Genomic DNA, 23,544 nt, shown 5'->3' with positions numbered 1-23,544 from the left:
TTTTTTGAACGAGATGAAGCGGATGTCGGGCTTCGCCCCCTTCTTCCCATAGGCAACCTCCTTTCGGCACTCCCACATGACGTCGTTGTCTATATCCTTGTGGATCAAATGGCGTTCGTGATGGCGCAAAATTGGGTCAGTGTTTTGCCGATTGGCTGCACCATAAAACTTGTGTCCGTGGAAAATACGCAGGGTGCAATCGACAGTGTCTGGATACAGGATGCCATTCATGTCGCTGGTGGTGTGGGTGACGCAGATGTGGAAACAGAAATTCTCTGCAAACCGGACAGCGTCATCGGCCGTTCGGTCACCAGATATGCCAAGTTTCCATCGAGTTTTTCGGATCAGTGCCTACCCGGTGGCAACCAACTCGTAGGCGCTGATTTTCGACTGATTGGCTATGCCAGCCTTGAGGTTCGAAGGAGCAAAGGTGCCGTTGCAATCGACGAAACCACGCGTCTCCGAGACAAAATCAAGGCGCTGGACGACCGTGAAATTCGCATATTTGGCTACAATGGACGAACAGATGTCACCGTAGGGAGGCTGTTGTCCGCGGGCGGTTTCGCCCTCGTTGCCAGCGAACTTATGCATCAATGTGGCTTTCATCTCGATCAGTTTGTTTCGCTCACAGGTATCGATATTGACGAGCGGCCTCTGTTGCTTGTCGCAAAGCCGGTGATTTTTAACGGAGCCGAAACCCGAATGACGTCGAACCTGAAAATGCAGTTGGATGCGTCTGTCGCGTGCCTTGAGCAACAGGGCTTTCACGTTGTGCGCAATCCGATGCCTCTTGCGATCACGCCAGATACGGGCAAGCGCATGCCGCGTCTTTACAACAATATCATCCTTGAGAATGACACGCGTATGGATCGCACCAAACCGTTCGTTTGGATTCCGCACTTTGGAGACCAAGAGCCTTTGGCGGATTTCGATGAAGAGAACCGGGCGATCTGGTCCGGTCTAGGCTTCGATCCTGTTCCCGTGCCCGGATGGAGCAGTCTTGCCAGCAGAAATGGCGCCATCCGGTGTGCAACGAAAATACTGCGCCGCCGTAGCAGTCAGCCACCATCTTTACAGAAATAATAGTTGTAGATGGTGACCGAATACATGCATAGCCAGTATTGAAATTTTCCCTAATATAATCGTAGTGTCTGGCTTCAAGTGGAAACGAAGGCACTTCGGTATTAAAGGATGGGTTTAGGCGATGAAAGCACCAAACTCGATTGACGTGGGCGTAGGTGAACAGATCCGGATGCGGCGGAAGTCCATGGGAATAACCCAGATGTCTCTCGGTCAACAGGTCGGAATTACTTTCCAGCAAATCCAGAAATATGAATCCGGCAAAAATCGTGTTGGAGCCTCTCGGCTGCAAGCGATTGCTTCGGCGCTGGGTGTTGACGTTGCTTATCTCTTTGCGCCCGTTCCATATGATGATCCCAAAAAGAACGCGTCGTCCGGCAATATGGACGCCATGAGAGCCTTTTTTGGTTCAAGCGAGGGACATGCGCTCAATCGCGCTTTTTCGCGGATCAAAAACGCGGATGTCAGACGTGGAATCGTCGCGCTGGTCGCGTCGATTGCTGCTGAATCCAAGAGCGAAATTCCAAACTCCAGCGTCTCTGAGGACCAAAACGTCGATTGACTATGGTTTGACGCTCGTGTGACGCCCCCCCTGATTTATCTGAATTGTGCAATTTTGCACGTTTGGGGATGTTGGGTGTGGGGATGGATATGAAAGCGTCAAACATTGAAGTTGTCGAAGTAGAAGAGACCGATGAGGTCATGGCACTAGGCCGAATGGTGTCTTTTGCGTGCCAACGCTCAAAAGAGATGAAGCTGGAGATGTCCACTTACTTTCTGGAGATGGCGTTGACGTCTCTTGTGCACGACATAGATGCTCGTGGCGCGGAGTGGGTCAATGTTGAGCGCGCTGAGTTCCACTAAGCGGATATACGCTTAGGGTAAGCAACGTCACAATGCATCCAATTCTGACGATCTGTATGCCAGGAAGGTCGAGGCCAATGGCCTTGGACCTATATTGTTCTTTCTTGCAGCCCCAGTACCCCACAACTCATCAAAGTATTAGTCACCAGAAAAGCGGAAAATTCCCTTTTCTAACATGTGGAGAATGCGATGACGGCGGAGCATCATGTTTTTGTCCCTCATGAGATTTGAGAACTTTGTCAGTCGACATATCCGCAGCTTTGGCGTGAGGTTTACGACTATGCACAGGTCGCCTCCGATCCAATGCACCTACGTGATGTCCACTGAAGAAGGTGCGCGGATTGCTGGCAATATTTCGTTTTACGAAGACGCCCTGAGCAGTTTTCTCTCCACCCAGGTCAAAGCCGTTGAGAACAACGTCAGAAATGCTGTTAACAGGGCCAATCTCGAATTTAGTGACGAAAAGATCGTCGCATCGCTGCTGATCGATGCCTATGTCGACCCGCTGCGCGTCGATTTCGACAACCCGGACAGGAATGTCGAAGACATGCCGGTCGAGGGGAATGACGTGTTCAGCAGCAAGGTGACGATCAGCGGCACGAGAGTTACCAAAAGCTTTTTCTTCACCGGTCTTCGAGACCTGTTCCGATGCCAGTTGAGCACCTTGCCCAGTCCACCAAAGGCCGTCGTTCCAGCGGGAACGATCTCGATTGTCTACGAAGGCAGTGGTCACGCCAGCAGCATCAGACAGGAGATTGAGCGTGCCGAGAAGATTTTGCGCGAATATATCGAAAACAGTCGCCAGCGGGTTGATGCACACAATGCGCGACTGAGTACACTGTTGAAGCGGTCCGTCGAAAAACGCCGACTGTCCCTGCTCGAGTTTGATGGTGTCTTCAGCACGCAGTCAATTCAGCCTTTTCAAGATAAGATCGTGCCGCTCGAAGCTTAAACGGCCAATGGTGATCCCCGTTATGAACCCGATGCCGAGAATGAAGTGAACGGGAAAAACACAGCGCCAATGCATAGTGATGGTTTCAGATAAGCGCTGGGAATGCCTACATCCCCGTTGCCTGGCACTTCAAGCCAGCGGCGTCTATGGCTTCAATGACGTCGATATTCGCAATAACATCATTGGTATGGTGATTGGGGCTATTCCGACACTGAACAAGGCTGCGGTGCAGGCTCTTGACCGGTTGTTGGACAGACCTGATGCCTTGGAAAAAGCACAGGTGGCAGCACGCGCCGATGATGTAAAGACAGTGACAGCCAGCCTGATGGAAGCAATGGGCTACAATCCGGTCAATCCGCTGATCTATCGTCAACCGGTTTGCTGCTATTGGGCCGGCGATGGCCTCCAAAGTCATTCAGGAGGATTTGATACCTCGCACGGATGATACAGCGGTGCACGGATGTGACATGCCGTCTTGTGCCCTTCGCCAGTCACCACAAGCGGTGGGTGAGCCTCGTGGCACAAAGCCTCTGATACGGGACAACGGGTTACAAATTTGCAGCCTTTGGGCGGGTTTGCAGGGCTTGGCAAATCACCCTTCAAGACGATCCGCTTTCGCTGCCGCTGGGCAACCGGATCGGGCAGGGGTACTGCCGAAAGCAAGGCTTCCGTATAGGGATGGACGGGCCGCGCGAACACATCATCTGTGCGTCCCGTTTCAACCAGATGGCCGAGATACATCACTGCCACCCTGTCGGCAAAATGCCTCACCACGGATAAATCGTGGCTGATGAAAAGGTAGGACAGCCCGAAACGTTTTTGCAGATCGAGAAGCAGATTGAGGATTTGCGAGCGGATCGACACGTCGAGCGCCGACACCGGTTCATCGAGGATCAGCAGTTTGGGATTGAGCGCCAAGGCTCTGGCAATCACGATGCGCTGGCGTTGCCCGCCGGAGAAAGCATTCGGTTTGCGGTCGGCGTGCTGCGCGTGCAGGCCGACAAGACCGAGAAGTTCTGCCACGCGCTCCTTGCGCGCTGCTGCATCACCCACGCCATGAATGGCGAGCGGTTCGGCAATGCTTTCACCGATGGTCAGCTTCGGATTGAGGGCGGAAACCGGGTCCTGAAAGACGATTTGCACATCCCGCGACAAGGCGCGCATGGTAGACGCCTGCCCGTGAACAATAGGCTTTCCTTCGAACAGAATATTGCCGCTGGACGGCTTCGTCATGCCCAGAATGGCGCTGCCCAACGTGGATTTTCCACAGCCGGATTCTCCCACAAGCGCCACGCTTTCACCATGGCCTATATCCAGATCGATGCCATCCACGGCTTTCACAAAGCCCACTGGCCTGCCAAGCAATCCGCCACGGATCGGGAAATGCACCTTGAGGTTCGATAGCGAAAGGAGCGGCTCTGTCATAACATCTCTCCGACGCGGTCCGTGTGCCAACATGCGGCATTGCCAAGATCTGCGCGGGCGGCAAGCGGCGGGATCGTCTCCAGACAGGGCTTATCGGCAAGCGGGCAGCGCGGGCTGAACCGGCACCCCACCGGCCATTGCCCAATATCCGGCACAAGTCCCTCGATTGTCGGCAACAGCGTTTTCGGCTGGCCATCCAATCGCGGAATGGTCGACAAAAGGAGCTTCGTATAAGGATGCTCCTGCCGGGCAAAAATCGTATCGACCGGCGCTTCCTCGATCACGCGACCGGCGTACATCACCGCCACACGGTCGGCCATATCGGCCACCACACCCATGTCGTGGGTGATGAGAAGAATGGCCGTGCCGGTTTCATCGCGAAGGTGTTTCATCAGGTCGAGAATTTGTGCCTGTATCGTCACATCGAGTGCGGTTGTCGGCTCGTCGGCGATCAGCAGTTTTGGCCTGCATATCAGGGCCATGGCAATCATGGCTCGCTGGCACATGCCGCCCGAAAGCTCGAAAGGATATTGCCCGAAACGGATTTCGGCTTCGGGTATGCCCACCTCTTCCAGCATGGAAATCGCCGCATGGCGGGCCGCCTTGCCATCCAGTCCGCGATGCACGATGAGGCTTTCTTCGATCTGCCGCCCTATTTTCATCAGCGGGTTCAGAGATGCGACAGGCTCCTGAAAGATCATCGCCAGATCATTGCCACGCAAATGCCTGCGCCCAGCTTCCGGTATCGTCAGCAGGTTTTTATCGCCAAACAGAATGCGCCCGGAATCGACTTTCGCCACCTTCGGCAGCAGCCCCATGACGGAGAAGGCGGTCATGGACTTGCCGCAGCCGGACTCGCCAACAACCGAAAGGATTTCGCCCTGATTGACGTCAAAGCTGACGCCATCGACAACCGGCTGCCCGGCGATGGAAACCTTCAGATCGTCTACCCTGAGAACCGGTTCCATCATGCGTTTTCCGCCCCCACGGCTGCCAACGGGTGGTTGGGATGGGCCATGCCGACATTTTCGTCACCGTCGCGCAGCACAGCCGATGGAATGGAGAAACTGACCGGATAAAGCGTATCGGCAATGATCTCGACGGGAAACTCCTCACCAAGACGCGATGCCACATCGGGCTTCGCCTTCTCGTTGACCCGGAGCTTTACGCCGCTGGCATCAATCCTTGGTGCATGCAGCGCGTCTTCCAGCGACATGCCGAAGGCTGCGACATAGGAGAGTATCTGTGTCACCGCGGGCATGATCTGCCGCCCGCCCGCCGCACCAAGCGCCAGTTTAGGGCGGCCATCGACGGTGGCGATGATCGGGCACATATTGGCCAACGGCCGCACGCCAGATGCGATGGAATTGGGCTGACCGGGACGCGGATCAAACCACATCATGCCATTGTTCATCAGCAGATCGGTGGATGGCAAGACGACTTTAGAGCCGAAGCGCGACAGCAGCGTGTTGGTCAACGAGACCATGGTGCCATTCTTGTCCACCACGCTGATATGTGTGGTGCAACTTTCACCATTGCTGCCATGGCCAAGCGTTCGCAGCCTGTGTTCGGACGCGCGGCGCAAGGCGCGAGCGAAGGCCAGCGCGGTTTTGCCAGACAGAGGACCATCGACAGGCAGCGTGCCGTCCAGTTCCGACAATGTCTCGACAAGCGTAGGCCCGCCGGAAAGGCCGGACATGGCGTTGATGGTCAGGCCGCGAAAATCCGCCTGTAACGGTGCACGCCATTGCGGCGCATAATCGCGCATTTCAGAAAGGTCGATGGGCGAACCACCTGCCTGAAGATCGCGGACGATGAGTTCTGCCGTCTCGCCCTCGTAAAAATCGCGTGCACCCGCTTTTGCCAGACGTTCCAGCATGGCGGCCTTGCGGGGCATGGAAATAGTGCTGCCGGGACCGATTTCCTGCACACGCGGCGCGCGGCCATTTTTGAGGAAAAGCGCAGACGATGCCGGGAAACGACTGAGGCCTTCGGCATCGATGGCCAGACAGAGAACGGTAAACCAGTCCAGTGCCAAACCCCTACGGGCGTGTTCAATGGCTGGCTGTAGCGCGTCTGCAAAGTTTATGGTGCCGAACCGCTCAAGTGCTGCGGAAAGGCCGGCGATGGCGCCCGGCACGCAGATCGAACTATAGCCAATCAGGTTACGGTCTTCGTGTACTTGCGGCCAGTCGAACCAGTCTCCGTCACGACCGGTGACGACAGGATAGTCGGCGGGATCGATGTTGCGGGAAGAACGCACATTGAAATCAAGCGTATCGACCTGTCCATCGTGCCCGTCGGCGTGCAGCAAAAAGCCGCCGCCGCCTACGCCCGACAGCCACGGTTCTACGACGCTGAGGGTCAGTGCCGTTGTGACAGCCGCGTCCATGGCGTTTCCGCCACGCGACAAGACCGCAGCGCCGCTTTCTGCCGCCAGCCAGTTCTGACAGGCAACAAGCCCGCCTGTGCTGCGCACTTCGTGCTTTCGAACCATCCAGTGTTCACCCATTGCCTTGTCCGAACCTCCGCTTGCCGATGGCATCAGGCACAGTGCCCTCAACCGCGAAGCGGCCGAGATTGGCGGATGCGGAATGATGGGCCGCAATTTCGGCGGCAGTGGCAATCCATGTTCCTTTTTCGGCGGTAATCGTATCGAGAAGCTCTTCCAGCAGCGCGATGCGCTGTGCGCGACCGGAAATCCAATCGTGAACGGTCAGGGTGAACAGACCACCGAAATGGTGCAATGCGCGCCACTCGGCAATCCAGTCCTGCAACACCGCCCGCCCCGATTGATAGGGCCATTTATCCCGCCCGCCGCCTTCGAACTTGAAGAAGATGGCGTCATCAATCGCCCACTGCACTGGAATTTCCACGACGCCGTCGATCTCGTAAGGGTGGTCGAAACCGGACAGCGAGGAATCGTAGCCGAGACCCAGTCTTCGAACTTCGCGCAGCATGTGCGGTGTCATTTCCCACGCAGGTGAGCGGAAACCCACCGGCTTTGCGCCCGTGTGTTTGACGAAAAACGCAATGCTTGCTTCGAGCGCACCAGTGAATTCCTCGTTTGAAACCTCCGAAACGATTTCATGGAAATAGCCATGTAGGCCGATCTCATGTCCACCCTCCAGAATGGCGTCGAGGATCTCCGGGTGGGTTTCGGCAGTCAGTGCAGGCACATAAAAGCTGGCCTTCGCGCCATAGCGGGCGAACAGATCAAGCAGCCTATACAGACCCGTGCGGGGGCCGAAACGGCGGATTTCCAGCGTGCCGAGACGATCAGGGATATCATCCTTGTTTGCCCACATGAAGGGCACATGGGCATCCACATCCACCGACAGCAGCACGGCAGATTGCTTGTTGTCAGGCCATTCGTACGAAGGCCACGGGGACTTTATGTGCAGGGGTTGAGACATGGAACCTCGCTGTGCGAACGCTTCAAAGCGCCTTCTTTTTGGCCTGAAACACGACTTGCGAGCCGATGGAGTTGCCACCGTCAACCGTCAGCGTCGCGCCGGTCATGTAGGAGCCGCTTGTCGATGTCACGTAAAGCACCGCCGCTGCGACATCTGGTGGCGACGATGTTCTGCCCAGTGGAATGGAGGAGGTCACGGTATCGATATGGTCCTGCGCCAACGTGCTGACGTCGCTTCCGGCAATGAAGCCCGGCTCCACCGCGTTGACGCGGATGCCATACTCGGCAAGTTCCAGCGCAAAACCCTTGGTGAGACGGTCGAGTGCGGTTTTAGAGGTGCAATAAGGAACGACGGTCGTTCGCATCTTGCGGGCGGCGCCTGACGAAATGTTGACGATGGAGCCCGCCTTGCCAGCGGCAATCATCTGTTTCGCAAAAAGTTGCGACAGCAGGAACGGGGCGCGCAGGTTCACCCCCATAAGTTCGTCCCAATCGTCTATCGAAATGTCGAGCAAAAAGCCCGAAGGATAAATACCCGCATTGTTGACGAGAATGTCGGGTGCGCCCCACGTCTCTCCAACCTTGTCTGCAAAAGCAGCGATGGAGGCGGCATCCGTCAGATCGGCGGCAATGGCGAGATGGCCGGAACCGGCCAGTGCCGTTCTTTTGGCGTCAAGCTTTTCAGCATTTCGGTCTGTCAGGCACACCACCGCACCCTCGCGGGCAAAAGCGTCTGCAATCCAGCCGCCGATAATGCCGCTGGCTCCGGTGACAATGACCTTTTTGCCTTTGAACTCATGTTCGAAATTCATAAAAACTCCTATCGTGCACGCGGGTCGAGGCGGTCGCGGACATGATCGCCAATCAGATTGATGGAAAGAACAAGCAGGAAGAGTGCGAGGCCCGGAAACGTCGCGATCCACCAGGCCGTGCCCACATAGTTGCGCCCGGTGGAAAGCATCGCGCCCCAGCTCGCAGTCGGTGGCTGGACGCCGAGGCCGAGGAATGACAGCCCCGCCTCAAACAGCACCATCAGGCCAAACTCCAGAGTGGCGACGACGATCAGCCCGCCAGCGATGTTGGGAAGAATATGTCGCCACAGCAGCCTCAACCATCCTGCGCCCATGAAGCGCGACAGGCGCACATAGGGCATGTTGGCGACGGACAGCGTTTGCCCGTAGGCGACACGTGCGTAACGCGGCCAGCGGGTGAAGGCCAACACGATGACCACATTGGACAGGCTCGGCCCTAGGACCGCAACCGTGATGATGGCCAGCAAAATCGCAGGCACCGACAAAACGATATCGACCAGCCGCATGATGATGGTTTCGACCCAGCCCCGATAGAACGCGGCGATCATTCCAAGTGCGCTTCCGACGATGCCCGAAAGCGTGACCGATGCAAAAGCGACCAGAAGCGAGACCTGCGCACCATAGATTACCCGGCTCAGCACATCACGACCCAGCTCATCCGAGCCAAGATAATAGACGATGCCGCGGCTCTGGAAGCCGGGAGCCTTGAGGCGGGCAAGAAGGTTCTGCGCATTCGGGTCCAGTGGTGCGACCAGCGGCGCAAAGATCGCCATCAGCACCAAAGCAACAAGGATGGCCGCGAAAGGCAAAAACGCCCATGGGATGCGCCGAGCGGGAGACGCTTTGCGGGGTGCAGAAGACACGGTGGCCATCAGGCGTTCCCCTCTATCCGTATGCGCGGATCGATGATGCTGTAGAGCAGATCGGCGACGAGATTGAGAAGAATGGCGGTGACGGCTCCGAGCAGAACGACGCCTTGCACCAGCATGAAATCGCGGGCGCTGATCGCCTGAACGGTCAGTTGCCCAAGCCCCGGCCAGGCGAACACGGTTTCGACAATGACAGCGCCCGCCAGCAGGTTGGCGATTTCAAGTGCTGCCACGGTGACGACGGGAATAGCGGCATTGCGCAGCAGATGGCGCATAACGATGCGGATCATCGGAAGGCCCTTGGCGTGGCCGGTGCGGACATAATCTTTTTCAAGCTCGTCGAGAACAGCGGTGCGCGCCACACGCGCAAATGTCGCCATGGACAGAAGACCGAGAGCGATAGACGGCATGATGAGGCTGGGCCAATCGCGTGCACCAGAAGGCGGCAGCCAGCCGAGCCACACGGCAAACACCATGATCATCAGGATAGCGCTCCAGAAGGTCGGCATGGACTGGCCCGCAAGGACCACACCCATCATCACCTTCGCTTCCGCCGAGCCACGACGCACCGCCATGGCAACGCCCAAGGGTATGCCAACCCCAAATGCGACGACGAGCGCACCGCCGGCGAGCATCAATGTGTAGGGAAGGCGGCTGGCAATCAGGGTCCAGACCGGCACGTTCTGAACATAGGAGCGGCCAAGATCAAACGTCAGCAAGCCCCAGAGATACTCGATATATTGCACCGTCAAAGGACGGTCGAAACCAAGCGACACCCGCATGGCTTCGATATCCGCTTTGGTGGCATTTTCAGGCACGAGCAACAGCACGGGATCTCCCGCAAGCCGTTGCAAAAAGAAAATGAGGGTTATCACGCCAACAATGGCGATGAAGGCCTGCAAAGCGCGCTTGATGAAGAATGCCGGCAAGACTTCAATCCACTTCGTTATTGACGGGTGAGCCGGCCTCTGGTGAGGCCGGTTCGATGATGCGAGATCAGTCGGCCCACTTAATGCGGTTCAGGAAAAGGCTTTCATTGGCCGTTGGCTGCCACTCCAGATTTTTCGCCGCACCGTAAATGATTGCGGCCTGATAGATCGGCACGAGCGGCACCTCTTCAGCAACATAGGTGCTGACGGTTTTGTAATCGGCCAGCCGAACCTTCTCATCCAAGGTGTTGCGGGCATTTTCCAGCAGCTGGTCAATCTTGTGGTCGGATACCGACGCCCATGAGCTTGAGGAATGCAGCAGCGAGAACAGCACGCCATCCACATCCTGGCAGGCGCATGACCAGCGACCGAAGGAGATCAACGGCTGGCTGGCCGGTGCACTCTGTGCTTTTTTCAGATAGGTCGCCATATCCGTCATTTCGATATTCACGGCCAGGCCCGTGTCGCTGATCATCTGGGCCACGGCCTGAACGATGCGTTGGTCGAATGTCGGAGCCGTGGCAAACACGATCGGTTTGCCATCTGCTCCGGCTGCCTTCACCAGACGCTTTGCCTCGGCGGGGTCGTAAGGATAGCCCTTCAGGCCGTCGACGTAGCCGAAGTGTGCAGATGTCGCCATCTGGTCCACCGGCTTGTCGACACCGCCGAGCAGGCCGTTGACGATGGCATCCTTGTCGATGGAGCGGGCAACTGCTTCGCGCACACGCTTGTCGTTGAAGGGCGGCAGGTTGGGGTTGAGCTTGACGTAACCGATGCGCTCCGTCAGTACGGAAAGCGGCTTGGCGGCAGCGGATGACTTGAGCTGCGCGGCAAGATCGGCATCAAGGCCGACGACCAGATCGCTGGCTCCGGCCTGAAGGTTGGCAATGCGGGTTGCAGCATCGGGCACAGCGCGGAATTCCGCCGTTGGGAAGACACCCTTTTCGCCCCAGTAATCATCGTTGCGCGCCAACTTCACCGAGACGCCACGCTGCCACTCCGTGAATTTATAGGGGCCGGAGCCGACGGGGGCTGCGTTGAAACCGTCATTGCCTTTGGCTTCCACCGCATGTTGCGGGACGATGGAAAGCTTGACGAGCTGCGCGAGCAACACCGGATAGGCACCATCCGTCTTCAGCGTGACCTCATGCTCGCCCGTTGCCGTGGCCGAGAGGATTTTGTTGAACTGGCCGAGCTGTGGGCTGGCGAATGTCTTGTCGATGATGCGGTTGACGCTGAAGGCAACATCCTTTGCCGTCAACGGTGTACCGTCGTGAAATTTGACGTCGCTGCGGATGGTGAAAACAACCTCGCTGTCAGAATTGTATTTCCACTCGGTGGCGATTTGCGGCGCAATGGCGCCTGCATCGTCGCGCGTCACCAGATTGTCAAAAATGTTGCGATAAACGTAGTAGCTGTCCGGGTTCCACTGCTTGTGCGGATCGAGCGACGAAGGCTCGTTCACAAGATCGACCACAAGCAGGTCTTTTGCCAGAGCTGGCGCAAGCGCCAGAGGCGAACAGGCCAGAAGCAGGCCTGCCAGAGTGGAACGGATCGAACGGCTGACGGTCAACATCGCTATAAAGTCCTTATCTTACCAATTGTCGGTTGAGGCCGCATGGAGCGGCCCGGTTTATCGTTTTTTGCAGAGCGACGTGCGGACTTGCCGCCAACCATCGCTTCCGATTCCAGAAAGCGGTCGAGAAGATAGGTTTCGAGTGCGGTATTGGCGGCGGCCAGATGTTCGAGCGCGTCTGCCTTGCGACCTTCGACAATTGCCTCCACCAGCCACGAGCGATTTGCCGGAACGAGTTTGATGCGTCCGGTTCCCTCGAAGAAATTCACAAGACGAACCGAGCGGTCCCATAGGTCCGAAAGCCAGCCGGACACGATCGGCATTCCCAATCTGCCCGCCAGAAGCTCCAGCATGTCGCGCTCGCAACGGCGAATGGTCGGGATCAAATCTCCGCCAAGCTCATGGCGTTGCGTCAGCGCCATATGCATTTCCGCCAGCGCTTTCAGGCGCTGCTTATAGGTGTCTTCAAGAACCACGGAGCACAGCATCGGCTCAAGATGGCGACGTGCTGCGCTCAACTCGCGAATCTCATTGGCCGAGATCGGCGCGACTTCCCAGCCACTGCGCGCACTCGACGACACCAGCCCGCTTGCTTTCAGCCGTGCCAGTGCAGCGCGCACGGCGCCACGCCCAAGCGCAAACTCATCAACAAGTGCCGCTTCGGAAAGGCGTTCTCCAGGCGCAAGAACGCAGCCGACGATGGCGCTTCTCAGCGCCCGTTCCGCCAGCTCTGCTTTGCCTTCCGGCGGCATTGGAGATGCGTAGGCATCGTGATCCAGCATTTTCATTTAACCTTTCAGATTTCAATTCTGACATCTCATAGGATGAAGCGAAAGGACAAATATTCTTTTCGCAAAACCCGAATTGAAGAAATTATCTCATAAATATGGCTGGAAAGGAATGAAAAGAAATCAGCCACATGAGTTTGTAACCAAACAATTTTTTGACTCACGCTAAAGATGGAATGACATTCCGCTCAGGCGCGTTGTTTTAGAATGCGAGATAATTGCCAAGATTTAAACTGCATGTCAGGATGAGCTATTGATATTGCAATATGCAAAACTGAGATGTCAATTTGCAATATTGAGTTCGAACGAATTTCACTTCGAATGCCTGCTGGTCAACCTGTTGTCGGGGACCAGGCCTATGTGTTGGACCCGCAATTTTTGGAAGAGAGACAGACCATGCGCCTGAAAAATCTTGTGCTTGCCGCCATGCTGGCGGCATCCTCACTTGTCGCAGTTCCATCTTTGGCCGCCGCCAAGGATTTGCTTGTCGTGGATTTTATCGCTGAACCAAGTTCGCTTGATCCGCATGTTCAGTGGAACACGGACAGCTTCAATGTGTACCGCAACATTTTCGACAATCTTCTGACCCGCGATGACAAGGGTGAAATCGCCCCGCAGATCGCCACCGCGTGGAAATACCTGTCCGATACCGAAGTCGAATTCAAAATTCGCAGCGATGTGAAATTTCATGATGGCAAGCCACTGACGGCTGAAGATGTGGCTTTCAGCGTCAAGCGCATTACCGACAAGTCTTTCGCCAGCCCGCAGATTGGCCAGTTCAATCAGATCGTCGACGCCGTTGCCAAGGACGCGACCACCGTTGTTTTGACCACAAAGGGGCCTTATCCCGTTCTGCTCGCGCAGCTCACCAAGCTTTCGATCGTGCCGAAGCATGTTGTCGAAGCGGTGACGAAGGACGCGTTCAATCTCAACCCGGTCGGCACCGGCCCTTACAAGTTTGAAAAATGGAACCGCGGCGTTGAAGTTATCGTGGCCCGCAACGATGAGTATTGGGGTGACAAGGGCGTATTTCCGAAGGTCGCTTTCCGCGCCGTGCCGGATGGATCGACCCGCATTGCCAACCTTCAGGCCGGAGCGACTGATCTTGCCAGCAACCTGAACAACGATCTGGCAGCCCAGATCGAAGGGTCGGGCAATGGCAAGGTGTTGCCGGTTCGCGGAGAGCGCCTCGCATTCTTCAGCCTGAACGTCAACAAGGCACCGCTGAACGATAAGCGTGTGCGTCTTGCAATCGCGCACGCCATCGATAAGCAGGGCATCGTTGAGGGTATTCTGGGCGGTTTCGATGCACCTTTGGACGAGCTGACATCGCCGGTCTCATTCGGTTATGTCGAAGGCATCAAGGCGCCGGAATTCAATCCCGAAAAAGCCAAGGAGATTCTGGCAGAAGTCGGCGACGCTGCGAAAACCGAATTTTCGCTCTTTACCACGCCAACCTACGATCAGCGCGTGGTGCAGGCCATTCAACAGATGCTGACAGATGTTGGTCTGAACGTGAAAATCCAGAGCACAGACATGGGCAACTGGATGAAGCAGATGCAGTCCGGACCTGAAACCATTCCCGCGACCGCCTTTGGACGTTGGAGCTGCGGTTGCCAGGATGCGGATGGTACGCTGTATCCACTGCTGCATTCCTCCAGCAGCTGGTCCAATATCAAGGACGAGCGCATCGACAAGGCACTGGACGAGGCGCGTGTGACCATCGATCCTGCAAAGCGGCTTGCGCTTTACAAGACGGTTCATGAAATCGTCGCGACTGAAAACTACATCATCCCGCTGTACCAAGCTTCGGTCATCTATGGTGCCGCAAAGGGTGTCGAATTCTCGCCGCTGCCAAACGAGAACCTGTTTCTCAACCGCATTCGCTGGTCGGGGCAGTAAGCATCAGAAAACCCACGGAGACCGGGCGCTTTGCGCCCGGTTTTTGTCGTTTTGGACATGGAAATATACAAAGGGCTAGTCTGTGATCACCATTCTTGAAAATGCCAATGTCGTTGATGTCGAGGCGGGTGTAATCCTTGCAGACCGTCACCTGATACTGGAAAAGGGTATCATCAAGGAGATAGTCGAAGGAAAAGTCCCGTTTCTGGCCGCGCACCGCATCCCTGTCGATGGTGGCTTTGTCATTCCCGGCCTGATCGATGCCCATGTGCATGTGACGGCCTACACCGCCAATCTTGGCGAACTCCCGCGCCAGTCACCCATGTATGTCGCGGCGCGCACGGCGCAGGTTCTGAAAGGTATGCTCAGCCGTGGTTTCACGACTGTTCGCGATGTCGGCGGAGCGGATTTCGGTATTGCCCAAGCCGTCGAGGAAGGATTGTTTCCCGGCCCACGCGTTCTTTATGGCGGCAAGGCGCTCTCAGCCAGTGGCGGTCATGGCGACCACCGTTCCATGGGTGTGGACCGCACGGATGAAACCTATGCGCAGGTCAGCCTTGGCAGGCGTTGTGATGGTATCGATGCTGTGAGGCTTGCGGCACGCGATGAAATTCGTCGTGGTGCACATCATATCAAGATCATGGCCAATGGCGGCATATCGTCCCCGACCGATCGCATCACCTCGGATCAATATTCCGAAGCGGAGATTGCCGCGATTGTCGATGAAGCCAACATGGCCGACCTCTACGTCGTATCTCACACATACACCGCCCGCTCTGTGGCAAGAGCCGTGCGTAATGGTGTGCGTTCCATCGAACATGGCAATCTGCTGGACGAAGAAACGGTTGCCCTGATGAAAGAGGCGGGTAGCTACCTGACGCCGACGCTCTCCTGTTTCCGTGCTCTTGCCGAAGTCGGTGCCGAAAGTGGCTTTCCGAGGGACCGGATGGACAAAATACAGCTGGTTCTGGATTCCGGCATTCGCGCCGTTGAACTCGCCCACCGCGCTGGGGTGCCCATGGCCTATGGCACGGACCTCATCGGCCCGATGCACGAGCGCCAGCTTCATGAATTTGCATTGCGCGCCGACGTGGTGCCACCAGCCGATCTGCTCCGCGCTGCCACCAGCACGGCGGCGAAACTCGTGCGCCTTGAAAAAGAGATTGGCGACGTTCGGGAAAACTACCGGGCTGACCTTAATGTCCTTTCGGCCAATCCTCTGGACAAAGGCGTTCTGGAAAGCTTCGCCTCCCATCATCGTCTCGTCATCAAGGGCGGTATCGTCCAGAACTGATGTTGTGTGTCAGGCCGGGCGGAAGGCGATTTCGCATTCCGCCTCCACCTGTCGCTGCCATTCGGCATGGTCGAGATTGGCCAGCGGCAAGATGCGCGTTGCACGTCTGGTAAAAGGAAATTTCCGCGCGTCGGTTGAGGCATAACCACCGCTATCCACCACATAAACGCCCTGTTGCGCCAGTGGCGTAAACGATGTGCGGAAGTGGTTGCTGGATTTTATGTGGATGATCGCCTTGCTTTCCAGATCGATCCCCTGACTGCGAAAGGCCTGCGTATCATAGGCCTGAATGCGCTCGGTGACGATGGCGATATGCCCTGCATCGCCCACACGCAAAACTGCCCCAAGCCCGCCCTGAAGCAATTCACCAAATAGATTGGCGCCCTCGTTGCGATAACGAACCTCGTCCACGCGCTCAATCACAGCCTCGGCGACAAATGGCGTTCCGTCTTGCATCCGACCCATGGGAACCCGACCACGATTGCCAACGCCGATGGATTTCGCGGCCAGTACCGCATCGCCATCAACCATGAAGCCCGCCGCAAAAGGCAGGTTTTGGACGCAGAGCGCTGCAAAGATATCCGCGACATTGGCAACTCCGCCAGAGCCGGGGTTATCACCGGCGTCTCCAATCACCACGCGCCCTTTTGCAGCGCGGGCGAAGATGTCCGGTGCGGCCTGCACAAACGATGGCGCGGAACGGGTCATTGCCTCGCGACGTTGCCACACGGCATCCGCCATGTCGCGATAGGCCTGACGCATAACATCATCATCCGTACCGGTCACTAGAACCGAACTGCCGACCTCTTCGGAATCGGCATAAGGGAAACCGCCCATCACCACGACATCCGTAAGTCCGGTACGTTGTTCAATCGCGTTGGACAGCGCGACAAGCTCCGAGAATGGTGCTGAATCGCTGGTCTGAGCGCTCATGGGCGCAGCAACGGGCAACCGGAAGCGGCGCGTGCGGTATGCGACAGGATCGAGTGCCAGTTCCATCAGCTTCTTGCCACGGGCATGGGTATCGGCATGTGGATAAAGCTTGCCGCCGATAATAACATCGACAACATGGGGTAGCTCCGGTTCGACATTGGCGTGAAAATCCAGAGGCACGGCAATACGCACATCGGGCCCGATGAGGTTACGCACCTTGCGTGCCAGATCGGTTTCAGGCGTTGCCACTCCCTCCACCACAAGCGCGCCATGCAGGAGCAGCGCTACGACATCCACAGGGCCACGGGCAGCTATGTCCTTCAGCGACTGGATGATTTCGGTCACAAGCCGGTGGTAGCTCGCACCCTCCAGCGTGCCGCCCGGCAGGCAGCCGGTGCAAACACCATAAGCGATATCGTAGCCAGCCTCATCCAGCGCCTGCGTCACCCCTCCGAGCCAATTGCTGGTCGAGCCAAATTTTTGTCTGACATCGTCACCCGAAAAATACTGGGCCGACAGAAAACCATCATAGTTTGCCTTGACGGGTGTGAAGGCGTTGGCTTCGTGGAAAAGCTGTATGACGGCGGCGCGGGGCATTCGGGTTTCCTTTGAAAAGATCAGACTTCGCGGCTGTCCTGCCAACGCAGATAGGGCAGGATCATACGGGCGGTTGGGCTGACGATGGGATGGAGTGGAACGGGTGAAAGCGGCGTTGGCGTCAACGCCAGTTGCGCGTCCGGCACATCGCAGACGGCATCGGCCAGAACTTCGGCCATCACGCAAGCCAGTGCCAGACCACGCCCGTTGCAACCGATCCAGCTTGCCAGCCCGTCCTTGGTTCGATGCAGATGCGGCAGACGGTCAACCGTCATGGCAATGCGCCCGCCCCAGAACTCGGTCATTGTGGTGTTGGCAAAGCCGGGGTGAAACGCGGTCAGCTTACGTTTAATGATGCGGGGCAGACGAAGACTTGCCAGATATTGAACTGCGAGGGCACCACCGGAGACGATGCGTCCGTCACGATCTTTTCGCATGTAGCGCAAATCCTGCCGCGTATCGGAAAAGGCCTCGTTGCCGGGCAGGACGTTCTCTCCAAAAGAACCCAGCGGTGCCGTGGCGGACTGATAAGAGGTGACGGGTACGATTGTCTGTCTCAGTCCTGGCCAGAGATTGCCTGTGTAAGCCGCAGTGGTCAGCGCAACACGCGGTGTCTGCACCGTTCCACCGGGTGTTTTGACAAGCCAGATATCGCCGTGTCTGGTCAATGACACAGCCGGGCTGTGTTCATGCACGGCAACACCCTGCTCCTGTGCGGCGCGTGCAAGCCCAACTGTGAAAGCGTAAGGATTGATATGCCCGCCGCCTTTGTGTTCCCATCCGCCGAAATAGGCATCTGAGCCGATACGCTGTGCCATCTCGCCACGCGAGAGTGCGTGCGCTGGAACGTTCAGCGCAGCCCATTGTTCGGCCATCACCCGCCCGCGTTGCGCCCTGCCATGCGAATGTGCCGGTTGGAGCCAGCCGGTACGGCGTGCGTCACACTCTATGCCATAGGTGTCGATCAGATCGAAAAGGCGGTCCGCGGCACCGGTGAGCAAGGTCAGAAATTTTGCGCCGAGCTGATGCCGAATGGTCTCCGGGCCATGTCTTGTCAGTGCGGCGATGACCTGACCGTTGGCGCGGCCGGAGGCTCCGGCACCCACTGTTGCGGCTTCCAGCAGAACGACATCGCGGCCACGCCGCTTCAATTCCAGCGCTGTCGTGAGGCCGGATATGCCGCCACCGATGACCACGACATCGGCGCGACGATCAGCGTTCAGAGGTTTTGATGAAAAACGCTCGACGGAAAGCCTTTGCCAGAGTTGAGATGGCGCATCGGTGGGCCATGATGTCATGAGATGGCCACAGGCTCGATGCGCAGGCCGGTCTCGCGATGAATTGCTGCGAGGGCTTGCGTGGAAACATCCCGATCAAAAGCGATGGTGAGCGACCCTTCCTGTCCTTCTGAAACGGGCAGAAAATGACCGTCCACACCCGCAAGTGCGGCCAGTGCTGCACTGCCGGGAAGTGTTACGGCAACAATGCGTTTTGCACCATTGGCATGGTGCAAGGTATCTGCGGACCAAACCAGTTCCGGTGTATAGTGTTGGCAATAAATGCATTGAATACCCGGTGTGAGACCGGGCGGAAGTCTCAACGCCGAAAAGCGCAACTCGCCCTGCGGGATGGTGCGTGAAAACCGGCGGAACGGTTCAAGTTCAAAGCCTTTTTCGGAAAGGGCAGCGACGGTTTCTTCTATTACCGTGCTTCTAAGCGCTATACCACGAAGCCCCTGACCCAGATCGAGCAGTGATTGCCACCCCTCGCTGGCGGGTGTTTCGGCGACGATGCCCATGATCTCGATATAGGTGTCTGGCAACATGATGCAGGTATTGGCGGTTCCGGATGCCTCGCTGTGGCGGGCAAGCGGTGTGGCGGAAAAACCGGCGCTGACGAAAGCTGCCCTTGCAGCCTCCAAGTCCGGCACAAGAACGATAAGATGATCGACACCGAATTCAATGCTCACGATTGGTCTCTCCTTCTTTCAAAAAGGCGTGCTCCAGCACATGTCTTGCCGCTTGGCCCTGATGCCGGGATGCCCGTTGGCGCGGAAAATCGCCGGGCAGATGGGCCAAGGCTTGTCTGAAAATATCACTGCGCAATTTTTGACGCGAGGCCAGAGGCCGTAGAAGAAGTTCTCTGTTGAGGTCATCCATATGCTGGCGGTTAAAAACGTCGTCCCACGCTTCTCGTTCCGGGCCGAAGTCGACGCTGGCATCAGGCGCGCGCCCGAAAGCGCGCAGGGCATTGGTCTCGTATTGATTCACCGCATGTCCGACGATAACCACACCGTAATCGCGGCGGGCAGCATCTGGGGTTACGAAGCCGTTGAGGACGTCCGCAAGCACGGCTTCCGGGGTCCGCTCAAACGGATCACCCCAACCACCTGCGCCCGCCGTTTGAAATGTAACGGTGTCACCCGCCTGCACTTCGAGAACATCAATCTTGCCGAGACGACGTTCGGTATCGCGGCCTTGGTTGATCATCAGATTGCCGGGCGCACCAGCCTTTCCGCCATTGCAACCCCAAGGCCGAAACAGCAGGCGTTCCATACCACGGCCCAGCACGTTGCTACCGCTCGTTAAAATGCGGAAGGTGAGTTCCAGCCCGCAACCACCCCGCCACTTGCCAGCGCCGCCGCTGTCGGGGCGAATTGCATAGCGCAGAATTTCGATGCCAAGCTCGGCCTCCACCGTCTCAACCGGATTGTTGGCAAGATTGGAAATGCCGGAATCGCGCCCATCGACGCCATCATGGCCATCGCGCGCACCGGTTCCGCCAATCATCGGCTCGACAACCTGAACATTGCGCCCGCCACGTTCGTTGGGTTCGGCCACCACGACGGGAATGACGACACCGGAAGATGCCGCAGGCATGACAGACGGCAACGCCAAACCGAGCGCGCCGTTCAGTACATCGTTTACGCGAATGGCTACGGCATGGCGCACACCTGTTGCCGCCGGTTCCTGCGGGTTGAGTATCGTTCCTTTCGGCGCGGTTATCGTGACGGGCGCCAGCAGCCCGGCATTGAGCGGTGCCGTAGGGTCAAGCGTGTGGACCAGAGCCAGAATTCGAAGGGTCAGCCATGCGTGCGGACGTCCATGGGACGGAATATTCATCGCGGCTGCCACCTGCGGGTCTGACCCCGTGAAGTCCAGATGGATTTCACCGTTCTTGATCGTCAGAGCCAGTGCGATGCGTACCGGCAAATTGCTGACGGCATCGTCGTCAAGATAGTCGGAAAAGCGGTAGGTGCCTTCTGGCATATGCGAGAACACATCCCGCGCTTTCTTTTCTGCATAGGACACCAAATCCGTCTGCGCATCTAGAAACGTTTCTGCGCCATGCTGACCGATCACCTGCTCAACACGCCGCTTGCCGGTATCAAGGGCGGCGAGCATGGCGCGGATATCGCCCATATTGGCATCCGGTGTGCGGCTGTTGGCCCGCAAGAAGAGGGCGACATCGCTGTTGAGTATGCCGCCGCGCACCAATTTGACGGGCGGGATGCGAAGGCCTTCCTGAAAAATCTCCGAATTGGTTGGCGAGATGGATGAGGGGACACGCCCGCCGACATCGGAGCAGTGAACGAAACACCAGCCATAAGCCACGATGCGCCCTTCGTGAAAATAGGGAGCGATCACTTGCAGATCGGGAAGATGTGTTGCCAGACCCTTTGACAGATAGGGATCGTTGGTCAAAATGACATCGCCAGGGTTCAGTTCACCAACCGCCTCTATCGACGGGGCACATTCCAGACCGACGAACCCTGAAACACCGATGGAACGCGGATAGGCGAAGAAACGGCCATCAAGCCCTGCCAAAGCGCAGGCAAAATCGGCGGTTTCCTTTACATAGAGCGTGCGGCCGGTGCGTTGCAACGTCAGGCACATTTCCTCTGCAATCGCGGCAACCTTATTGTTGAGAATTTCAAGTGTGACCGGGTCGAGCTTCATGCGACCTTCCTTTCCAGGTGCAGGTTGCCCGCAGCGTCAACAGATGCCGACCAGCCGGAAAGAACGATGACGGTGGTATCGTCCTGTTCGACGATTGCTGGACCCTCGAAATGATGCGACGGGCCGAGAGCCGAGCGGCGATAGACTGCGGCATCGATCCACCTGCCATTCTCGAAAATTGGTCTCGTGCCAAGGCTCTCCAACGGTTTGTCAGATGGTTCGAACAAGGTTTCCGGCAGGTAGGGTGAGAGGCCGATTGCGGCGAGCCGGACTGTCCCGATGTCGATGGCGGCATCCTCATCGCGGAAGCCATAAATGCGTTCATGTTCCGTGTGAAACGCATCAGCGAGAGCGGCCTGCGTGGGCGTGGCATCATCCAACACAACGCGCAGTTCATAGGCTTGACCGGCATAACGCATATCCACGGCACGCTCGAAGCGCGTGGCGCGTGCTCCACCCTCGGCATCCAGCCACAAGGCTCCGGCCCGAGCCAGCGTTTCGAGGGTTGCGGTCAGTTTCAGTGTCGCAACTGCATCCAGCTGCAAACGCAGGCTTTTGACGAAATCGCGCCGCAGGTCGGCTGCGGCTGCGCCCAGCGCACAGAATGTTCCGGCTGCCGCTGGCACGATGATGCGGGAAATGCCCATTTCGTTGGCCAGTAAACCCGCATGGGTCGGCCCCGCGCCGCCGAACGGCACCAGCACGAAATTGCGCGGGTCAAGCCCGCGCTGCGCAAGGGTTTTATAAAGCGAACTTGCCATTCCAGCCGTGGCCAAAGACAAGGCGCCTTCGGCGGTTTTGACCGCTACCTCGCTGCGATCTCCGGTATAGCCGATGCTGTGTCCAATGCCTGTGAGCGCCTCGCGTGCGGCATCTGCATCCAGTTTCATCCTGCCCCCCAGAAAACCGGTGGGATTGATGTAGTTCAGCGTCAGATAGCAATCGGTGATCGTCGGCTCTGTCCCTCCAAGACCGTAGGAAACCGGTCCCGGATGTGCACCCGCACTCTGCGGCCCAACCTTGATGACGCCGTGCTGATCGGCCCAGACGATAGATCCGCCGCCAGCGCCGATGGCGCTGACATCCACCACAGGTAAAACCAGCGGCAAACCGCCAATATCGGTGCGGGTCGCCAGTTCTGGCTGACCTGCCGTGGCAACGGCGATATCGGATGACGTTCCGCCCATATCGAACGTAATGATATCGGCAACTCCAACCGAGCGCGCCAGCCGTGCCGCCGCCATCACACCGGATGCGGGGCCGGATAAGATCGTCTCGGCGGGTCGCTCCATCGCGGAGGCTACATTCAGCGAGCCGCCATTCGAAGCTGTGACAATGATGGGTGCTTTAACCCCGCGCTCTGTCAGCCCTGCCTGCAAGCCCTCGAAATAACGCTGTATCAGCGGCTGGATGTAGGCATTGAGGCAAGCGACGAGCGTGCGCTCATATTCGCGAATTTCGGGCCAGATGGACGCCGCCGAGGTGATCGGCAAACCGCCTGCCGCATCTGAAAGCTTTTGCGCAAGAGCAGCTTCGATGTCGGGGGCCGCATATCCATTGATCACCACCAAAGCCGCTGCGTCGAGGTCGAGAGCGGAAAGGCTGTGGGCAACCCGTTCAATTTCCTGTTCATCTGGCTCCATCGTCACAGCACCCGAGGAAGACAGGCGTGCGCCGATCTCAAGGATACGGTGTCTGGGAACCAGAGGCACTTCCTTGGACGCATGAAAATCGAAGGATGATGGCATACGGCAACGGGCGATTTCGAGGATATCGCGATACCCTTGTGTCACCACCAGCCCAATGCGCGCACCCTTGCGCTGAATGATGGCGTTCAGCCCTATCGTCGTGCCATGCATCAGCACGGAGACATCGTCTGGCTTCAGTTGCGCCCGCTTGAGCAGCGTTTCAAGACCGGAAATCAGCGCTCGAGACGGATCATCGGGTGTGGATGGTTCCTTGTAAAAAACGAGGCTTCCGTCTTGTGGATCGGACAGGACGAAATCCGTGAAAGTACCGCCGACATCGATGCCGATCCGCACGCCGTCTGCTGACGTCATTGTATGCAATGCCTTTCCAAGTAACCCATCCCGGCTTGCCGTGATCCGATACCAATCCATCCCAGAATACGGGAAATCGCGTGTCATCA

General features: G+C 57.4%; 21 protein-coding genes. 7 read left to right on the top strand and 14 right to left on the bottom strand.

Features of this window, described 5'->3' with window-relative positions:
• Positions 1–120: 120 nt before the first annotated feature.
• The 5 genes from RMR16_RS15905 (at position 121) to RMR16_RS15885 (ending at position 3,341) form a co-directional block, all read left to right on the top strand.
• Positions 121–1,083, top strand: coding sequence for a hypothetical protein (locus RMR16_RS15905; RefSeq protein WP_432354837.1), 963 nt, complete (start codon positions 121–123; stop codon positions 1,081–1,083).
• A gap of 121 nt (positions 1,084–1,204) precedes the next feature.
• Positions 1,205–1,642 carry a helix-turn-helix domain-containing protein gene (locus tag RMR16_RS15900; RefSeq protein ID WP_320199654.1) on the top strand — a complete coding sequence of 146 codons (438 nt, stop codon included), beginning with the start codon at positions 1,205–1,207 and terminating at the stop codon, positions 1,640–1,642.
• An 83-nt stretch (positions 1,643–1,725) separates the two neighbouring features.
• Entirely contained in the window at positions 1,726–1,944 is a 219-nt protein-coding gene (locus RMR16_RS15895) for a hypothetical protein (RefSeq protein WP_320199653.1), read from the top strand.
• A gap of 316 nt (positions 1,945–2,260) precedes the next feature.
• The gene (locus tag RMR16_RS15890) at positions 2,261–2,896 is read left to right on the top strand and encodes a hypothetical protein (RefSeq protein WP_320199652.1); all 636 of its coding nucleotides are present in this window, start codon (positions 2,261–2,263) and stop codon (positions 2,894–2,896) included.
• Positions 2,897–2,975: 79 nt separating this feature from the next.
• Positions 2,976–3,341, top strand: a complete 366-nt coding sequence (locus RMR16_RS15885) for a hypothetical protein (protein WP_320199651.1) — start codon at positions 2,976–2,978, stop codon at positions 3,339–3,341.
• On the opposite strand, the gene RMR16_RS15880 is transcribed toward RMR16_RS15885, so the two are convergent.
• From RMR16_RS15880 to RMR16_RS15840, 9 genes are all read right to left on the bottom strand, one after another.
• Positions 3,308–4,321: an ABC transporter ATP-binding protein gene (locus tag RMR16_RS15880; RefSeq protein WP_320199650.1), complete on the bottom strand. Its 1,014-nt coding sequence runs from the start codon at positions 4,319–4,321 to the stop codon at positions 3,308–3,310. The two genes, RMR16_RS15885 and RMR16_RS15880, sit on opposite strands and share 34 nt — an antisense overlap.
• Positions 4,318–5,292, bottom strand: a complete 975-nt coding sequence (locus RMR16_RS15875) for an ABC transporter ATP-binding protein (RefSeq protein ID WP_320199649.1) — start codon at positions 5,290–5,292, stop codon at positions 4,318–4,320. Before RMR16_RS15875 ends, RMR16_RS15880 begins: the two co-directional genes overlap by 4 nt.
• Complete coding sequence (locus RMR16_RS15870) at positions 5,289–6,833, bottom strand: gamma-glutamyltransferase family protein (RefSeq protein WP_320199648.1); 1,545 nt, start codon at positions 6,831–6,833, stop codon at positions 5,289–5,291. Before RMR16_RS15870 ends, RMR16_RS15875 begins: the two co-directional genes overlap by 4 nt.
• Positions 6,826–7,737 (bottom strand): polysaccharide deacetylase family protein, encoded by a 912-nt coding sequence (locus RMR16_RS15865; protein WP_320199647.1) that lies wholly within the window; start codon positions 7,735–7,737, stop codon positions 6,826–6,828. Before RMR16_RS15865 ends, RMR16_RS15870 begins: the two co-directional genes overlap by 8 nt.
• Before the next feature lie 22 nt (positions 7,738–7,759).
• Positions 7,760–8,548 (bottom strand): SDR family NAD(P)-dependent oxidoreductase, encoded by a 789-nt coding sequence (locus RMR16_RS15860; RefSeq protein WP_320199646.1) that lies wholly within the window; start codon positions 8,546–8,548, stop codon positions 7,760–7,762.
• 8 nt (positions 8,549–8,556) lie between these two features.
• A complete protein-coding gene (locus RMR16_RS15855) occupies positions 8,557–9,420 on the bottom strand; it encodes an ABC transporter permease (RefSeq protein ID WP_320199645.1) in 864 nt (287 codons plus the stop codon).
• Positions 9,420–10,346, bottom strand: a complete 927-nt coding sequence (locus RMR16_RS15850) for an ABC transporter permease (RefSeq protein WP_320199644.1) — start codon at positions 10,344–10,346, stop codon at positions 9,420–9,422. The genes RMR16_RS15855 and RMR16_RS15850 overlap by 1 nt, the downstream gene beginning before the upstream one ends.
• A gap of 67 nt (positions 10,347–10,413) precedes the next feature.
• Complete coding sequence (locus RMR16_RS15845) at positions 10,414–11,922, bottom strand: ABC transporter substrate-binding protein (RefSeq protein ID WP_320199643.1); 1,509 nt, start codon at positions 11,920–11,922, stop codon at positions 10,414–10,416.
• 2 nt (positions 11,923–11,924) lie between these two features.
• Entirely contained in the window at positions 11,925–12,710 is a 786-nt protein-coding gene (locus RMR16_RS15840; protein WP_320199642.1) for a GntR family transcriptional regulator, read from the bottom strand.
• Between the two features lie 396 nt (positions 12,711–13,106).
• Between RMR16_RS15840 and RMR16_RS15835 the strand changes: the two genes are divergently transcribed.
• Complete coding sequence (locus RMR16_RS15835; protein WP_320199641.1) at positions 13,107–14,612, top strand: ABC transporter substrate-binding protein; 1,506 nt, start codon at positions 13,107–13,109, stop codon at positions 14,610–14,612.
• A gap of 82 nt (positions 14,613–14,694) precedes the next feature.
• The gene (locus RMR16_RS15830) at positions 14,695–15,906 is read left to right on the top strand and encodes a metal-dependent hydrolase family protein (RefSeq protein ID WP_320199640.1); all 1,212 of its coding nucleotides are present in this window, start codon (positions 14,695–14,697) and stop codon (positions 15,904–15,906) included.
• Between the two features lie 9 nt (positions 15,907–15,915).
• Here the strand turns inward: RMR16_RS15830 and RMR16_RS15825 are convergent, their stop codons facing one another.
• Genes RMR16_RS15825 through RMR16_RS15805 form a run of 5 tightly spaced genes read right to left on the bottom strand, consistent with a single transcriptional unit; the run spans position 15,916 to position 23,455 of the window.
• Positions 15,916–17,436: a M81 family metallopeptidase gene (locus RMR16_RS15825; protein ID WP_320199639.1), complete on the bottom strand. Its 1,521-nt coding sequence runs from the start codon at positions 17,434–17,436 to the stop codon at positions 15,916–15,918.
• A 20-nt stretch (positions 17,437–17,456) separates the two neighbouring features.
• Positions 17,457–18,734, bottom strand: coding sequence for an NAD(P)/FAD-dependent oxidoreductase (locus RMR16_RS15820; protein ID WP_320199638.1), 1,278 nt, complete (start codon positions 18,732–18,734; stop codon positions 17,457–17,459).
• Complete coding sequence (locus RMR16_RS15815; protein WP_320199637.1) at positions 18,731–19,405, bottom strand: VOC family protein; 675 nt, start codon at positions 19,403–19,405, stop codon at positions 18,731–18,733. The genes RMR16_RS15820 and RMR16_RS15815 overlap by 4 nt, the downstream gene beginning before the upstream one ends.
• Entirely contained in the window at positions 19,395–21,395 is a 2,001-nt protein-coding gene (locus tag RMR16_RS15810) for a hydantoinase B/oxoprolinase family protein (RefSeq protein ID WP_320199636.1), read from the bottom strand. The genes RMR16_RS15815 and RMR16_RS15810 overlap by 11 nt, the downstream gene beginning before the upstream one ends.
• Positions 21,392–23,455, bottom strand: coding sequence for a hydantoinase/oxoprolinase family protein (locus RMR16_RS15805; RefSeq protein ID WP_320199635.1), 2,064 nt, complete (start codon positions 23,453–23,455; stop codon positions 21,392–21,394). The genes RMR16_RS15810 and RMR16_RS15805 overlap by 4 nt, the downstream gene beginning before the upstream one ends.
• Between the last annotated feature and the right edge of the window lie 89 nt (positions 23,456–23,544).

Source organism: Agrobacterium sp. rho-13.3, assembly GCF_033957765.2.
Lineage (GTDB): Bacteria > Pseudomonadota > Alphaproteobacteria > Rhizobiales > Rhizobiaceae > Agrobacterium.
Note: the sequence above shows the minus strand (reverse complement) of the source record. Positions and strands in the feature narration are given on the sequence as shown.

Excerpts from the sequence above, each read along its gene's own strand:
- RMR16_RS15840 (WP_320199642.1), bottom strand. The coding sequence starts at position 12,710 with ATGAAAATGCTGGATCACGATGCCTACGCATCTCCAATGCCGCCGGAA.
- RMR16_RS15865 (WP_320199647.1), bottom strand. The coding sequence starts at position 7,737 with ATGTCTCAACCCCTGCACATAAAGTCCCCGTGGCCTTCGTACGAATGG.
- RMR16_RS15860 (WP_320199646.1), bottom strand. The coding sequence starts at position 8,548 with ATGAATTTCGAACATGAGTTCAAAGGCAAAAAGGTCATTGTCACCGGA.
- RMR16_RS15805 (WP_320199635.1), bottom strand. The coding sequence starts at position 23,455 with ATGACGTCAGCAGACGGCGTGCGGATCGGCATCGATGTCGGCGGTACT.
- RMR16_RS15820 (WP_320199638.1), bottom strand. The coding sequence starts at position 18,734 with ATGACATCATGGCCCACCGATGCGCCATCTCAACTCTGGCAAAGGCTT.
- RMR16_RS15825 (WP_320199639.1), bottom strand. The coding sequence starts at position 17,436 with ATGCCCCGCGCCGCCGTCATACAGCTTTTCCACGAAGCCAACGCCTTC.
- RMR16_RS15870 (WP_320199648.1), bottom strand. The coding sequence starts at position 6,833 with ATGGGTGAACACTGGATGGTTCGAAAGCACGAAGTGCGCAGCACAGGC.
- RMR16_RS15900 (WP_320199654.1), top strand. The coding sequence starts at position 1,205 with ATGAAAGCACCAAACTCGATTGACGTGGGCGTAGGTGAACAGATCCGG.
- RMR16_RS15835 (WP_320199641.1), top strand. The coding sequence starts at position 13,107 with ATGCGCCTGAAAAATCTTGTGCTTGCCGCCATGCTGGCGGCATCCTCA.
- RMR16_RS15855 (WP_320199645.1), bottom strand. The coding sequence starts at position 9,420 with ATGGCCACCGTGTCTTCTGCACCCCGCAAAGCGTCTCCCGCTCGGCGC.
- RMR16_RS15875 (WP_320199649.1), bottom strand. The coding sequence starts at position 5,292 with ATGATGGAACCGGTTCTCAGGGTAGACGATCTGAAGGTTTCCATCGCC.
- RMR16_RS15845 (WP_320199643.1), bottom strand. The coding sequence starts at position 11,922 with ATGTTGACCGTCAGCCGTTCGATCCGTTCCACTCTGGCAGGCCTGCTT.
- RMR16_RS15880 (WP_320199650.1), bottom strand. The coding sequence starts at position 4,321 with ATGACAGAGCCGCTCCTTTCGCTATCGAACCTCAAGGTGCATTTCCCG.
- RMR16_RS15810 (WP_320199636.1), bottom strand. The coding sequence starts at position 21,395 with ATGAAGCTCGACCCGGTCACACTTGAAATTCTCAACAATAAGGTTGCC.
- RMR16_RS15905 (WP_432354837.1), top strand. The coding sequence starts at position 121 with ATGGCGCAAAATTGGGTCAGTGTTTTGCCGATTGGCTGCACCATAAAA.
- RMR16_RS15885 (WP_320199651.1), top strand. The coding sequence starts at position 2,976 with ATGGTTTCAGATAAGCGCTGGGAATGCCTACATCCCCGTTGCCTGGCA.
- RMR16_RS15890 (WP_320199652.1), top strand. The coding sequence starts at position 2,261 with ATGTCCACTGAAGAAGGTGCGCGGATTGCTGGCAATATTTCGTTTTAC.
- RMR16_RS15895 (WP_320199653.1), top strand. The coding sequence starts at position 1,726 with ATGGATATGAAAGCGTCAAACATTGAAGTTGTCGAAGTAGAAGAGACC.